The organism is Aquamicrobium ahrensii (genome assembly GCF_040545755.1).
Classification (GTDB): Bacteria; Pseudomonadota; Alphaproteobacteria; order Rhizobiales; family Rhizobiaceae; genus Mesorhizobium; species Mesorhizobium ahrensii.
Genome location: NZ_JBEPMN010000006.1, coordinates 35,364 through 49,052, shown reverse-complemented (window position 1 = coordinate 49,052; position 13,689 = coordinate 35,364). Strand labels below are relative to the sequence as shown.

Below are 13,689 nucleotides of genomic sequence, written 5' to 3'. Positions count from 1 at the left end.
CCTACTCTGTCAGCCCGCCAATCGAAATCTTTTTCTGGCAATATTCAGGCCGACAGCTCAGCCATTACGCCCGCGAAACGTGCGGCGATCGCGTCGCGCTTGCGGTGACGCCCGCCTTCGACCTGTTTCGCGCCATCAACCCAGACGCTGTCGACGCCGATACCGCGCGCGAAAATAAAATGATCGAAAATCTTTTCAGCCGGCAAATAACCGACATCCGACAGATCGAGACCCAGAAGGTCCGCGGGCTTTCCGGTCTCGATACCGCTTGCCGCGCCAAGCGCCTGCGCGCCGCCGGCGAGCGCCTGGCTATAAATGTTCAATCCGGTTGATTGACCGGGATCGGCCACGACATTGCGCGAGCGGCGCAGCAGGCGCTGCGAATATTCCAGCGTGCGCAGCTCCTCCTCCAGAGAGATCAGGATGTTGCTGTCCGAACCGACGCCGAAACGACCGCCGGCGGCGAGGAAGACAGGGGCCTCGAATACACCATCGCCGAGATTGGCCTCGGTGATCGGGCAAAGACCCGCGACCGCGCCGCTTTTGGCCATGCGCACCGTCTCGTCACCCGTCATATGGGTGGCATGGATCAGGCACCAGCGATCGTCGGGCTGCATGTTGTCGAGCAGCCATTCCACCGGGCGCTTGCCTGACCATGCGAGGCAGTCCTCCACCTCCTTCACCTGCTCGGCGACATGGATATGCACCGGCCCGCCTTTGGCGAAGGGCACGATCTCCTTCAGTTCCTCCGGCGTCGCGGCTCGCAGGCTGTGCGGGGCGACGCCGAGCACAGCGCCCGGCAGACCGGAAACGATTGCTTCCGACCGCTCCATCAGCCGCGCGAAGGCATCGACATCATGGATGAAGCGGCGCTGGCCTTCGATGGGTTCCTTTCCGCCGAAGCCGGAATGGGCGTAGAAGACCGGAAGCAAGGTAAGCGCGATGCCGGCCTCGGTGCTGGCGGCGGCGATACGCGCCGCCATCTCAGCCGGATCGGCATAGTGCGAACCGTCCTTGTCGTGATGCAGATAGTGGAACTCACCCACCCGGCAGAAACCCGCCTCCAGCATCTCCATGTAAAGCTGAGCGGCGACCGCCTCGACCTGCTCCGGCGTCATCGACAGCGCGACGCGGTACATTTCGGTGCGCCAGCTCCAGAAACTGTCCGCCCCCGGTCCGCGCGTCTCGGCCAATCCCGCCATCGCCCGCTGGAAGGCATGACTGTGCAGGTTGGCCATCGCCGGCGTCACGAAGCGGTGGCGTTCGTCCCCCGCCTGCGCAGCGACACCCTTCTCCACGCCTTCAATTCCCGCATCCGAGAAAGTGATGCGCACATCGCGCGCCAGACCTTCCGGCAGAAGCGCGTTCTCTGCGTGGATGACCGTCATGACTATCTCCCGGATCGCTGCCGCCGGCTCGCGGACTTGACTTTTTGGCTTGCGCCGATTTCGATTAAGTATATACATATCAGCAACAGAAAGCTTGCGCAACGCGCCAGTCGAAAAGCTTGTCGGGGAGATCACCAATGGCAAATGGCGACCGCATCTGGACCAATGCGCGGCTGGCGACGCTCGATTCCGCCCGATCAGGGCTCGGCATTGTCGAAGACGGAGCCATCGTGGCGCGGGACGGCAAGATACTGTTCGTCGGTCCCGCCGCCGATCTGCCCTCCGCCGAGCTTTCCGGCGCGCAAACCATCGATTGCGAAGGCCGCTGGATTACGCCCGGCCTGATCGATTGCCACACCCATCTCGTCCATGCCGGCAACAGGGCGCGGGAGTTCGAGATGCGGCTGGCCGGCGCTTCTTATGAAGAAATCGCCCGGGCCGGCGGCGGCATCGTTTCTTCCGTCACCAATGTGCGCGCCGCCGACGAGGACACGCTGGTCGGCGAGAGCCTGCCGCGCCTCGATGCGCTGCTGGCCGAAGGCGCGACCACCATCGAAATCAAATCCGGCTACGGCCTGACCGTCGCCGACGAGCTGAAGATGCTGCGCGCCGCACGCAAGCTCGCCGACAAGCGCGACGTTTCCATCGCCACCACCTATCTCGGAGCGCATGCGACGCCGGCCGAATACAGGGGCCGCAATGGCGACTTCCTGCGCGAGGTGGTTTTGCCGGGGCTGGAAGCCGCCCATGCCGAGGGTCTTGTCGATGCCGTAGACGGCTTCTGTGAAGGCATCGCCTTCTCGCCCGACGACATGAGGCTGGTGTTCGACGCCGCCAAAAAACTCGGCCTGCGGGTGAAGCTGCATGCCGACCAGCTCTCCAACCTGCACGGCGCGGCGCTGGCCGCTTCCTATGGCGCGCTGTCGGCCGACCATCTGGAATATACGGACGATGAAGGCGCCGCCGCCATGGCGAAAGCCGGCACGGTCGCGGTGCTTCTGCCGGGCGCGTTCTACTTCATCCGCGAGACGAAGAAACCGCCGGTGGAGCTGTTCCGCAAGCACGGCACGCATATGGCGCTCGCCACCGACAACAATCCCGGCACCTCGCCGCTGACTTCGCTGCTGCTCACCATGAACATGGGCGCGACGCTGTTCGCGCTCACCGTTGAGGAGTGCCTGGCCGGCATAACCCGCGAGGCGGCCCGTGCGCTTGGCAAACTGGATACCATCGGCACGCTGGAAGCCGGCAAGCAGGCGGACCTCGCCATCTGGGACATCGCCGAGCCTGCCGAGCTCGTATACCGCATCGGCTTCAACCCGCTGCACGCCCGCATCCGCGCCGGTCATGACGTAACGAGCCGCGACGCAACGATCTGACACCTTTGAGGAACCCGCACATGACCATCACGCTTCATCCCGGTTCGGTGCCGCTGGCCGATCTGGCCGCGATCTACTGGAACGGCGAGAATGCCGTTCTCGACCGCAGCTTCGACGCCCGTATCGAGAAGGCGGCGGCGCGCATCGCGGCCATCGCCGCCGGCAACGAGCCGGTCTATGGCGTCAACACCGGTTTCGGCAAGCTCGCCTCGATCAAGATCGACACCGCCGACACCGCCACCTTGCAACGCAACCTCATCCTGTCGCATTGCTGCGGCGTCGGCGCTCCGATGCCGGATAATGTCGTGCGCCTCATCATGGCGCTGAAGCTTGTGTCGCTGGGGCGCGGCGCGTCCGGCGTGCGGCTGGAGCTGGTGCGACTGATCGAGGGCATGCTGGAAAAGGGCGTCGTGCCGCTGATCCCCGAAAAGGGTTCCGTCGGCGCGTCCGGCGACCTTGCCCCGCTCGCCCATTTCGCCGCCGTGATGATGGGCGAAGGCGAGGCTTTTCATGAGGGCAAGCGCCTTGCGGGCCGTGAAGCGCTGGAGCGCGCGGGGCTGACCCCAGTCGTGCTCGCCGCCAAGGAGGGCCTGGCGCTGATCAACGGTACGCAGGCCTCGACCGCGCTGGCGCTGGCCGGCCTGTTCCGCGCCCACCGCGCCGCGCAGGCGGCGCTGGTCACCGGCGCGCTTTCGACCGACGCGGCGATGGGCTCGTCCGCGCCCTTCACCGCAGACATCCACACGCTGCGCGGCCACAGGGGCCAGATCGACACGGCGGCATCCTTACGCGCCCTGCTCGAAGGCTCGGTCATCCGCCAGAGCCATATTGACGGCGACGAGCGCGTGCAGGACCCCTACTGCATCCGCTGCCAGCCGCAGGTCGACGGCGCATGTCTGGACCTGCTGCGCCAGGTCGCCCGCACGCTGGAAATCGAGGCCAACGCCGTTACCGACAATCCGCTGGTGCTGTCCGACGACAGCGTCGTCTCCGGCGGCAATTTCCACGCCGAGCCGGTGGCCTTCGCCGCCGACCAGATCGCGCTCGCTGTGTGCGAAATCGGTGCGATCGCCCAGCGCCGCATCGCGCTTCTGGTCGATCCGGCCCTTTCCTACGGCCTGCCGCCTTTCCTCGCCCGCAACCCGGGCCTGAACTCCGGCCTGATGATCGCCGAAGTGACCTCCGCCGCGCTGATGAGCGAGAACAAGCAGATGTCGCATCCAGCTTCGGTGGACTCGACCCCGACCTCCGCCAACCAGGAAGACCACGTCTCCATGGCCTGCCACGGCGCGCGCCGCCTGCTGCAGATGACGGAGAACCTGTTCAACATCATCGGCATCGAGGCGCTGGCCGGCGCACAGGGCGTGGAACTGCGCGGGCCGCTGACCACCAGCCCGGAATTGCAGAAGGCCATTTCCTGCCTGCGCGCCGCCATTCCCGCGCTGGAAGACGACCGCTACATGGCCCCGGACCTCGCCGCCGCCGCCCGCCTCGTCGCCGACGGTTCGTTGACGGCGAGCGTTTCCGCCGGCCTGCTGCCCGCTCTGGAGGGCTGAGATGGCTGCTGTTTTCGAAATCCGCCAAGGCGCTTCGCCCGTCATTCTCGGCCTGCCGCACACCGGCACGGACGTGCCGGACGACATCAGGGTTCGTCTGAACGACAACGGGCGGACGCTTGCCGACACCGACTGGCACATTCACACGCTCTATGAGGGCCTGCTCGGTGACGCCACCACTGTGCGCGCCACCTTCCACCGCTATTGCATCGACGCCAATCGCGATCCGGCCGGCGCCAGCCTCTATCCCGGCCAGAACACCACCTCGCTGATCCCTGAGACCGATTTCGACGGCGTTTCGATCTGGAAGGACGGCGAGGCTCCGACCGAGGCGGATACTGCGGACCGCATCGCCCGCTTTCACAAGCCCTATCACGATGCGCTCGCCGCCGAGATCGAGCGGGTGAAAGCGATCCACGGAGTGGCGATCCTCTACGACTGCCACTCGATCCGCTCGCATATCCCGTTCCTGTTCGAGGGCAAGCTGCCGGATTTCAACATCGGCACGGACATGGGCAGGACATGCGATCCGAGGATCGAAGCCGCCGTTGTGGAGATCGCGGGCAAGGCGGAAGGCTACACGTCGATCCTCAACGGCCGCTTCAAGGGCGGCTGGACGACACGCCATTACGGCAAGCCGGAAACAGGCGTCCACGCCATCCAGATGGAACTCGCCCAGTCCACCCATCTCGCTGCCGAAGCCCTTCCCTTCGACTACGACGAAACGAAAGCCGCGCGGCTGCGCGCGCCCCTGAAAACCATTCTCGAACGCATCGAGCAGATCGCGTTCGAACTGAAACGCTCATGAGGAATCCGACCATGACCAATCCCCGTCACAATGAACGCGAAGTGCGCGCCCCGCGCGGCGACGAGCTCAACGCCAAGAGCTGGCTGACCGAAGCGCCGCTGCGCATGCTGATGAACAATCTCGACCCCGACGTGGCCGAACGCCCGCACGAGCTCGTCGTCTATGGCGGCATCGGCCGCGCCGCCCGCACCTGGGACGATTTCGACCGCATCGTCGCCACGCTGAAGACGCTGAACGAGGACGAGACGCTGCTGGTGCAGTCGGGCAAGCCGGTCGGCGTGTTCCGCACCCACAAGGATGCGCCGCGCGTGCTGATCGCCAACTCCAACCTGGTGCCGCACTGGGCCAACTGGGACCACTTCAACGAATTGGACAAGAAGGGCCTCGCCATGTACGGCCAGATGACGGCCGGTTCGTGGATTTATATCGGCGCGCAAGGCATCGTGCAGGGCACCTACGAAACCTTCGTCGAGGCTGGCCGCCAGCATTATGACGGCAACCTCAAGGGCAAGTGGATCCTCACCGGCGGCCTCGGCGGCATGGGCGGCGCGCAGCCGCTGGCGGCCGTGATGGCAGGCGCTTGCTGCCTTGCAGTGGAATGCGACGAAACCCGCGCCGACTTCCGCCTGCGCACCCGCTATGTCGATGAAAAGACCCACAGCCTCGACGAGGCGCTGGCGAAGATCGATGAATGGACCAAGGCCGGCGAGGCGAAGTCCATCGCGCTGATCGGCAATGCGGCCGAAGTGTTCCCCGAACTGGTCAAGCGCGGCGTCCGGCCCGACATCGTCACCGACCAGACCTCGGCGCATGATCCGGTGCATGGCTATCTGCCGCTCGGCTGGACGGTGGCCGAATGGCGCGCGAAGCAGGAAAGCGATCCCAAGGCCGTCGAAAAGGCCGCCCGCGCGTCCATGCGTATTCAGGTGGAGGCGATGGTCGCCTTCCACGACATGGGCATCCCCACCGTCGACTATGGCAACAACATCCGCCAGATGGCGCTGGAAGAAGGCCTCGAAAACGCCTTCGCTTTCCCCGGCTTCGTGCCCGCCTATATCCGCCCGCTGTTCTGCCGCGGCGTCGGCCCGTTCCGCTGGGCGGCCCTGTCGGGAGACCCGGAGGACATCTACAAGACCGACGCCAAGGTCAAGGAACTGCTGCCGGACAACGCCCACCTTCACAACTGGCTTGACATGGCGCGTGAGCGCATCGAATTCCAGGGTCTGCCGGCGCGCATCTGCTGGGTCGGCCTCGGCGATCGCCACCGCCTCGGCCTCGCCTTCAACGAGATGGTGAAGAACGGTGAACTCAAGGCGCCGATCGTCATCGGCCGCGACCATCTCGATTCCGGCTCGGTCGCCTCGCCGAACCGCGAGACGGAAGCGATGAAGGACGGTTCGGACGCCGTGTCCGACTGGCCGCTGCTCAACGCGCTGCTCAACACGGCCTCGGGCGCGACCTGGGTGTCGCTGCACCATGGCGGCGGCGTCGGCATGGGCTTCTCGCAGCACTCCGGCATGGTCATCTGCTGCGACGGCACCGACGACGCGGCCCGTCGCATCGAGCGCGTGCTGTGGAACGACCCGGCCACCGGCGTCATGCGCCATGCCGATGCCGGCTACGACATCGCGCTGGACTGGGCGAAGAAGCAGGGCCTGCGCCTGCCGGCCATCCTCGGCAACTGAGGCAGGCGATGAAGATCGCGCGCCGCGCCGGCCACAAGCGCATGGCATGGAAGAATGGGCAGGGCCTCACCGAAGAGGTGGCGGCCTTCCCCGCGGGCAGCGACGTCGACAGTTTCGACTGGCGGCTGTCGATCGCCCATGTCGAGGCCGACGGACCGTTTTCGGTGTTCGCCGGCGTCGACCGCACCATCGCCCTGCTGGATGGCGCGGGGCTGGCGCTCGATCTGCCTGAGAGGCTGCCTGAGAGCCTGCAAGGGGCGCGCACGGTTGAATTGACACAGGGCGGCGCGCCTTTCGCCTTCTCCGGCGACTGGACGATCTCCAGCCGCAACCTCGGCGGGCCGACCATCGACCTCAACATCATGACAAGGCGCGGCCGCTGCATCCACGAGATGCGGCGTCTGACGCTTGCCCCCGGCGAGACGCTCACCGCGCCGGGTGCCGGCTGGGTGGTGTTCAATTCACCGGCCACCATTGAAGCGGACGGTCAGGAACTTGCTATCGAGCGTTTCGACGCAATCGCGCTCGACGCGGGCGAAAGCTTCAGCAACCGCAATACCGAGGCAAAAATCCTGCTTGTGACGATCAGCCCGGCAGCGTGAACTGCTCGGGCCAGTCGCGGTAGAGGGCCACCTGTCCCTCGCGGCGCAGGGCGGCGACCTTTTCCAGATCGATCTCACCAAACAGCCACACGCTGGTTTCGGTTGCCACTGCTTCGCTTTCGGCGAACACGCCGTCCGGCGGCATGCCGTAATCGGCGGGCACATAGAGCGCGGCGCGACCGAAATTCTCGTCCACCGCCGGCGACCATGGGGCAAAGCCGGCCGTAGGCGATACCAGCACGGCAAGCTGGTTCTCAAGCGCACGCGCCTGTGCGCCAATGCGAACGCGATGATAGCCGGCTTCGGTGTCGGTGCAACTCGGCGCGAGGATCAACTCGACGCCGTCTTCCGCCAGGCGGCGCGCCAGCATGGGAAATTCGTTGTCGTAGCAGATCAATATGCCGATCCTGCCCAGCGGTGTGTCGAAGCTGCGCAACCCCTCGGTTCCGGCCGAGATGAACCATTGCTCGCGCTCGAAGCGCGTCATGATGATCTTGTCCTGATGGCCGGCCAGACCGTCCGGTCCGAACAGATAGCTGCGGTTGCGGTACTTGCCGTCCGGATCGAGCACCGGAGCCGAACCGGGGCAGAACCACACCCCATGGCGGCGGGCGATGGCCCCGCACAGTTCCAGCCAGCGCGGGACGAGCGGCTGGATGGCGGCGATCGATTTGTGCAGATCGCCACGCTCGGGTTCCGGCAGCAATCCGGTCATCGCCATGGCGGCGTATTCGGGCAACAGCAGCAACTGCGCGCCGGCCCCGGCTGCTTCACCGATAAGCTGTTCCAGATGCGCGGCGTAGGTTTCGAAGTCGTCGAACAGCTCGATGGCGTATTGGCAGGAAGCGAATTTCACCATCAACGCAGCTCCTTCATCCAGAACGACATGGGTTTGGCGCTTTCTTCACTCTCGCCGACATCGCGCCACGAAAATTCGGTGCGCAATTCGGGATGGTGCATATAGCCGCGCCTGTTCCAGAATGTGTCGAGCGGTACATAGTCCGCCGGCCGCAACGGATGACCCGCCGGGCGCTCGACCGCACAGAAGCAGCAAAGACCGAAGCGGCCAAGACGACGGGCATAGGCTTCCCGCTCATCGAAGAAGCGCACGCCGACGCCATGCCCGCGATAGCGCGGCAGCAAAACGGATTCGCCGAAATAGAAAATACGCGCCGGATTCCAGCCGCCCTCGACAAACGGCTTCTTGAACGCCTCGGTCTCCTGATCCATCGGCACGCCGGTGGCGACGCCCACCACCGCATCGCCGTCGAAGGCCAGCACGAACAGGCTCTCGGGCGAGCTTGCATAGGTGGAAAGATATGCCTGCTCATAACCGAGCGAGCCTTCGTAGAGATAGGGAAAGGCCCGGAACACCTCCATGCGCAGCCGCGCCAGATCGTCGATATGAGGCCCGATCTCAGGTCCCTGCCGAACCACGATACGCATTGTCGCTCCCGGACTTTCAAAGCTCCAGCGGGTGCTATAGGGCTTGCCGGCAGGATTGGCCATTGCGTTTGCGAACAGGGAGAGACCATGAGCGCCAGAGACACCATTTCCGCCTATTACGACGCCTTCAACCGGCAGGACATGGAAGCTTTCCTCGACCTGCTGACCGACGACGTGGCGCATGATATCAACCAGGGCGAACGCCAGACCGGCAAGGACACCTTCCGCTCCTTCATGGACAAGATGAACCGCTGCTACCGCGAGCGGCTCACCGATATCGTCATCATGGAAAGCGCCGACGGCGCGCGCGGCGCCGCCGAATTCACCGTCAACGGCGAATATCTGGCGACCGACGAGGGGTTGCCGGAAGCTGCCGGCCAGAAATACGTGCTGCCGGCCGGCGCTTTCTTTGAAATCCGCGACGGCAAGGTCACGCGCATTTCAAACTACTACAACCTCAACGACTGGATCGCGCAGGTCGGCGCATAGCGGACGCCGGCCGGCTCACGCCAGACGCAGCGCCGCCTGCTCGTCGCGCCGGCGCTGCACCTCGCGGCGCTTGTTGACGATCGACGCGGCGATCACGCCGGTCGCCACGATGGCGATCAGGATGGTGCAGGCCGCGTTGATTTCGGGCGTCACGCCAAGCCGCACCTGGCTGTAGATCTTCATCGGTAGCGTCGTCGCGCCCGGCCCCGAGGCGAAGCTGGCGATGACCAGGTCGTCCAGCGAGAGGGTGAACGCCAGCATCCAGCCCGAGATGATGGCGGGCGCGATCACCGGCAGGGTGATCTGGAAGAAGGTCTTCACCGGCGGCGCGCCGAGATCCATCGCCGCCTCCTCCAGCGACCGGTCGAAGGAGATCAGCCGCGACTGCACCACCACCGCCACGAAGCACATGGAAAAGGTGATGTGGGCGAGCGTGACGGTCAGGAAACCGCGGTCGAGGCCGATGGCCACGAACAGCAGCAGCAGCGACAGGCCGGTGATGACCTCCGGCATGACAAGCGGCGCGAACACCATGCCGGTGAACAGCACCCTGCCCCGGAAGCGCGTGTAGCGTGTCAGCACCAGCGCCGCCATGGTGCCGAGCACGGTGGCGACCGAGGCCGAGACCAGCCCCACACGCAGCGTGACCCATGCGGCGTCCATCAGGCCCTGGTTGCGGAACAGCGCCCCGTACCACTGTGTCGAGAATCCGCCCCACACGGTGACAAGTCGCGACGCGTTGAAGGAGAAGACGACCAGCAGCACGATCGGCAAATAGAGGAAGGCGAAACCCAGCACGATCGAGACGATGTTGAAACGGCTCCAGGTGGCGTTCATGTCAGCGATCCTGTTCCTGGGCGCGGGCCTGCGCATGCTGGAAGAGAACAATCGGGATGACCAGCATCAAAAGCAGGATGATGGCCACCGCCGAGGCCACCGGCCAGTCGCGATTGGCGAAGAATTCGTTCCACAGCGTGCGCCCGATCATCAGCGTCTGCGATCCGCCGAGCAGGTCGGGGATGACGAACTCGCCGACCGCCGGGATGAACACCAGCAGGCAACCGGCTATGACGCCCGGCAGCGACAGCGGGAAGGTGATCTTCCAGAAGGCGGTGGTCGGCGGGCAGCCAAGGTCCTGCGCGGCCTCGATCAGCGAGTTGTCCATCTTCTCCAGCGAGGAATAGAGCGGCAGCACCATGAAGGGCAGGTAGGAGTAGACGATGCCGATATAGATCGCCGTATAGGTGTTCATGATGACCAGCGGCGTGGAGATGACGCCGATGCCCATCAGGAACTGGTTGAGCAGCCCCTCCGGCTTCAGGATGCCGATCCACGCGTAGACCCGGATCAGGAACGAGGTCCAGAACGGCAGTATGACCAGCATCAGCAGCGTCGGGCGCAGCGACACCGGCGCGCGCGCCATGCCATAGGCGATCGGATAGCCGACCAGAAGCGTGAGCACGGTCGATATGCCGGCTATGACGACGCTGGAAATATAGGCGTTGAAATAGAGCGGGTCCTCGGTCAGCCAGATATAATTTTCGAAACTGAATTCCTTCAGCGCGCTCCACAGTCCTGAAAAGCCTGTGCTGAAATTGAGGGCCGGCGCATAGGGCGGCATCGAGATCGCGCTCTGCGACAGCGAAATCTTGAAGACGATGACGAAGGGAATGAGGAAAAAGAACAGCAGCCAGGCGTAGGGAACCAGAATGAGGAGCCGCGCGGTGAAGCCGGACGCCAGGCGCGCAAGAAGGGTCTTCTGGGCCGGAGCGGCGGCGGACGCGGAAACGGCGAGATTCGACATGGCCGCCCCTATCTCGTCAGCACCACGCCGGCGTCGGGCCGGAAGGAAACCCAGGCGCGGTCGCTCCAGGTGAGCGGGTCGTCGACGACCCGCGCCGCATTCAACATGGAGGCGCGCACGATCTGCCCGTCGTCGAGCTTGACGTAATAGACTGTCATGTCGCCGAGATAGGCGATGTCGTAGATTTCGCCTTCCAGCGCATTCGCCATGTCCTGCGGCCGGCGGGACGAAACCCTGATCTTTTCGGGCCGGATGGCGAAGGCGACCTCGTTGCCTTTCGCCGCTTCGCCGACATTCTCCACCACTATCTGCGCCCCGCTGCCGCCAGTGATGCGCACGGTGTTGTCGTTGCGCTCGGCGACATTGCCCTCGAACAGGTTGACGTTGCCGACGAAGCCGGCGACGAAACGCGAATTGGGCGCCTCGTAGATTTCGGCGGGGGTCGCCACCTGCATGACCTCACCCCTGTCCATGATGGCGATGCGGTCGGCCATCGTCATGGCCTCTTCCTGATCGTGGGTGACGACCACGAAAGTCAGGCCGAGTTCCTGTTGCAGGTCCATCAGTTCGAACTGGGTCTCCTCGCGCAGCTTCTTGTCCAGCGCGCCGAGCGGCTCATCGAGCAGAAGCACCTTCGGGCGCTTGGCGAGGGAGCGGGCGAGCGCGACACGCTGGCGCTGGCCGCCGGAAAGCTGGTGCGGCTTGCGGGCGGCGAAGCGCTCCAGCTTGACCAGCTTCAGCATTTCCGCCACCCGCTTGTCGATCTCGGCCCTGGGCATGCCCTCCTGCTTCAGGCCGAAGGCAATGTTCTTTTCCACGCTCATATGCGGGAACAGCGCGTAGGACTGGAACATCATATTGACGGGGCGGCGATAGGGAGGGATGCCGCGCAAATCCTGTCCGTCGAGCAGGATGCGCCCGGCGGTCGGCTCCTCGAAGCCGGCCAGCATGCGCAACAGCGTGGACTTGCCGCAGCCGGAAGCGCCGAGCAGGGCGAAAAACTCGCGCTCAAAGATGGACAGCGACAGGTTGTTGACGGCGGTGAAGTCGCCGAAGCGCTTGGTGACGTTCTCGAACCTGATATAGGGTTTCGCCTGCGGATCGCTCCACGGCGCGAAATCCCTGCGGATGCTGCCCAGTGACTTCATGCTTCGCTCTCCCCCGCCGGACGACAGATCACATTATCCTTTAAAGCCGCCCGGGCGCTTCATGTTCCTGTTCAACTGAGACGATGAACGGCAACGAGCCCCGGCGAAGGACCGGGGCTCGCGCTGTCTTTATTGTCCGGTCACCACCTTCGTCCATGTGCGGGTGAACAGACGCTGGGTCCTGGAGTCGAGCGGCGTGTTGACGAACAGCTTGGCCATCACGTCGTCGGGGGGATAGACGGCCGGGTCGTCATGCACGCCCTCGTCGAGGAATTCCTGCGAGGCCTTGTTGCCGTTGGCGTAGTAGACATAGTTCGAGGACTTCGCGATGACTTCCGGCTTCATCATGTAGTTCAGGAACTCGTGCGCTTCCGCCGGATGCGGCGCATCGGCGGGGATCGCCATCTGGTCGAACCACATCTGCGTGCCTTCCTTCGGAATCACATAGTTCAGCTCGACGCCGTTGTCGGCCTCCTCGGCGCGGTCGCGCGCCTGGAAGACGTCGCCAGACCAGCCGACCGCGATGCAGATGTCGCCATTGGCGAGACCGTTGATGAACTCGGAAGAATGGAACTTGCGCACGAAGGGGCGGACCTTGAGCAGCGCTTCCTCGGCCTTGGCGATGTCGTCGGGCTCATGGCTGTCGGGATCGAGGCCGAGATAGGCCAGCGTAACCGGGATCATGTCGGTGGGCGAATCGAGGAAGTTGATGCCGCAATCCTTCAGCTTGGCCGCCTGCTCGGGATCGAACACAGCCGCCCAGCTGTCGATTTCATCGACGCCCAGCACCTCCTTGATCCTGGCGACGTTGTAGCCGATGCCGACCGTGCCCCACATATAGTTGATCGAATATTCGTTGCCGGGGTCGAACACCACGGTGCGCTCGCTCACCATGTCCCACATGTTCTCCAGATTGGGCAGCTTCGACTTGTCGAGCTTCTGGTAGACGCCGGCCTCGATCTGGCGGGCGAGGAAGCTGCTGGTGGGAACCACGACATCGTAACCGCTGCCGCCGGCCAGCAGTTTGGTTTCCAGGATTTCGTTGGAATCGTAAACGTCGTAGACGACCTTGATGCCGGTTTCCTTGGTGAAATCGTCGATGATCGAGGAATCGATGTAGTCGGACCAGTTGTAGACGTTGACGACGCGCTCCTGCGCCCCGGCTGCGAAGGCGAAAGCCGACGCCAGCACCGTGGTGGCGAGAAGCAGACTTGTTTTACGCTGCATGAGAAACTCCCTTTGCCAAATGTTCCCCTGTCGGCCGCGCCTCTGCGTCGCCGCCGGACATGTCTTTCAATCTATTGAGGCTTCGGCAGATCAACAAGCAGCATTCGACTGCCGGACGATGACGGGATGGTGCGAACAAGGGCAAGATCGGCCTGTC

General features: G+C 64.3%; 13 protein-coding genes. 6 read left to right on the top strand and 7 right to left on the bottom strand.

Features of this window, described 5'->3' with window-relative positions:
* Window positions 1-44: 44 nt before the first annotated feature.
* A complete protein-coding gene (locus ABID44_RS09870; protein ID WP_354151543.1) occupies window positions 45-1,388 on the bottom strand; it encodes a formimidoylglutamate deiminase in 1,344 nt (447 codons plus the stop codon).
* Window positions 1,389-1,525: 137 nt separating this feature from the next.
* Here ABID44_RS09870 and hutI point away from each other — a divergent pair, with 137 nt between their 5' ends.
* From hutI to ABID44_RS09845, 5 genes are read left to right on the top strand one after another with little or no spacing between them, the layout of a single operon-like run.
* Window positions 1,526-2,767 carry an imidazolonepropionase gene (gene hutI / locus ABID44_RS09865; protein ID WP_354151542.1) on the top strand — a complete coding sequence of 414 codons (1,242 nt, stop codon included), beginning with the start codon at window positions 1,526-1,528 and terminating at the stop codon, window positions 2,765-2,767.
* Between the two features lie 20 nt (window positions 2,768-2,787).
* A complete protein-coding gene (hutH, locus tag ABID44_RS09860) occupies window positions 2,788-4,323 on the top strand; it encodes a histidine ammonia-lyase (protein ID WP_354151541.1) in 1,536 nt (511 codons plus the stop codon).
* Window position 4,324: 1 nt separating this feature from the next.
* Window positions 4,325-5,131 (top strand): N-formylglutamate deformylase, encoded by an 807-nt coding sequence (hutG, locus tag ABID44_RS09855; protein ID WP_354151540.1) that lies wholly within the window; start codon window positions 4,325-4,327, stop codon window positions 5,129-5,131.
* A gap of 11 nt (window positions 5,132-5,142) precedes the next feature.
* Window positions 5,143-6,816: a urocanate hydratase gene (gene hutU / locus ABID44_RS09850; protein WP_354151539.1), complete on the top strand. Its 1,674-nt coding sequence runs from the start codon at window positions 5,143-5,145 to the stop codon at window positions 6,814-6,816.
* 8 nt (window positions 6,817-6,824) lie between these two features.
* Complete coding sequence (locus ABID44_RS09845; RefSeq protein WP_354151538.1) at window positions 6,825-7,418, top strand: HutD/Ves family protein; 594 nt, start codon at window positions 6,825-6,827, stop codon at window positions 7,416-7,418.
* Here ABID44_RS09845 and ABID44_RS09840 read toward each other — a convergent pair.
* Window positions 7,402-8,277, bottom strand: coding sequence for a carbon-nitrogen hydrolase family protein (locus ABID44_RS09840; RefSeq protein ID WP_354151537.1), 876 nt, complete (start codon window positions 8,275-8,277; stop codon window positions 7,402-7,404). The genes ABID44_RS09845 and ABID44_RS09840 overlap by 17 nt on opposite strands.
* Complete coding sequence (locus ABID44_RS09835; protein WP_354151536.1) at window positions 8,277-8,864, bottom strand: GNAT family N-acetyltransferase; 588 nt, start codon at window positions 8,862-8,864, stop codon at window positions 8,277-8,279. The genes ABID44_RS09840 and ABID44_RS09835 overlap by 1 nt, the downstream gene beginning before the upstream one ends.
* 87 nt (window positions 8,865-8,951) lie before the next feature.
* On the opposite strand from ABID44_RS09835, the gene ABID44_RS09830 reads away from it, so the two are divergent.
* Window positions 8,952-9,353, top strand: coding sequence for a ketosteroid isomerase-related protein (locus tag ABID44_RS09830; protein ID WP_354151535.1), 402 nt, complete (start codon window positions 8,952-8,954; stop codon window positions 9,351-9,353).
* A gap of 15 nt (window positions 9,354-9,368) precedes the next feature.
* On the opposite strand, the gene ABID44_RS09825 is transcribed toward ABID44_RS09830, so the two are convergent.
* The 4 genes from ABID44_RS09825 to ABID44_RS09810 form a co-directional block, all read right to left on the bottom strand.
* Window positions 9,369-10,190 (bottom strand): ABC transporter permease, encoded by an 822-nt coding sequence (locus ABID44_RS09825; protein WP_354151534.1) that lies wholly within the window; start codon window positions 10,188-10,190, stop codon window positions 9,369-9,371.
* 1 nt (window position 10,191) lies between these two features.
* Window positions 10,192-11,157 carry an ABC transporter permease subunit gene (locus ABID44_RS09820; RefSeq protein ID WP_354151533.1) on the bottom strand — a complete coding sequence of 322 codons (966 nt, stop codon included), beginning with the start codon at window positions 11,155-11,157 and terminating at the stop codon, window positions 10,192-10,194.
* Window positions 11,158-11,165: 8 nt separating this feature from the next.
* Window positions 11,166-12,305 carry an ABC transporter ATP-binding protein gene (locus ABID44_RS09815; RefSeq protein ID WP_354151532.1) on the bottom strand — a complete coding sequence of 380 codons (1,140 nt, stop codon included), beginning with the start codon at window positions 12,303-12,305 and terminating at the stop codon, window positions 11,166-11,168.
* A gap of 129 nt (window positions 12,306-12,434) precedes the next feature.
* Window positions 12,435-13,532 (bottom strand): polyamine ABC transporter substrate-binding protein, encoded by a 1,098-nt coding sequence (locus tag ABID44_RS09810; protein ID WP_354151531.1) that lies wholly within the window; start codon window positions 13,530-13,532, stop codon window positions 12,435-12,437.
* Window positions 13,533-13,689: the final 157 nt, after the last annotated feature.

Bases quoted from the DNA above. Each gene is read 5' to 3' on its own strand.
- hutG (WP_354151540.1), top strand. From the start codon at position 4,325: ATGGCTGCTGTTTTCGAAATCCGCCAAGGCGCTTCGCCCGTCATTCTC.
- ABID44_RS09815 (WP_354151532.1), bottom strand. From the start codon at position 12,305: ATGAAGTCACTGGGCAGCATCCGCAGGGATTTCGCGCCGTGGAGCGAT.
- ABID44_RS09845 (WP_354151538.1), top strand. From the start codon at position 6,825: ATGAAGATCGCGCGCCGCGCCGGCCACAAGCGCATGGCATGGAAGAAT.
- ABID44_RS09810 (WP_354151531.1), bottom strand. From the start codon at position 13,532: ATGCAGCGTAAAACAAGTCTGCTTCTCGCCACCACGGTGCTGGCGTCG.
- ABID44_RS09835 (WP_354151536.1), bottom strand. From the start codon at position 8,864: ATGCGTATCGTGGTTCGGCAGGGACCTGAGATCGGGCCTCATATCGAC.
- hutU (WP_354151539.1), top strand. From the start codon at position 5,143: ATGACCAATCCCCGTCACAATGAACGCGAAGTGCGCGCCCCGCGCGGC.
- ABID44_RS09825 (WP_354151534.1), bottom strand. From the start codon at position 10,190: ATGAACGCCACCTGGAGCCGTTTCAACATCGTCTCGATCGTGCTGGGT.
- ABID44_RS09870 (WP_354151543.1), bottom strand. From the start codon at position 1,388: ATGACGGTCATCCACGCAGAGAACGCGCTTCTGCCGGAAGGTCTGGCG.
- ABID44_RS09830 (WP_354151535.1), top strand. From the start codon at position 8,952: ATGAGCGCCAGAGACACCATTTCCGCCTATTACGACGCCTTCAACCGG.
- ABID44_RS09820 (WP_354151533.1), bottom strand. From the start codon at position 11,157: ATGTCGAATCTCGCCGTTTCCGCGTCCGCCGCCGCTCCGGCCCAGAAG.
- hutI (WP_354151542.1), top strand. From the start codon at position 1,526: ATGGCAAATGGCGACCGCATCTGGACCAATGCGCGGCTGGCGACGCTC.
- hutH (WP_354151541.1), top strand. From the start codon at position 2,788: ATGACCATCACGCTTCATCCCGGTTCGGTGCCGCTGGCCGATCTGGCC.
- ABID44_RS09840 (WP_354151537.1), bottom strand. From the start codon at position 8,277: ATGGTGAAATTCGCTTCCTGCCAATACGCCATCGAGCTGTTCGACGAC.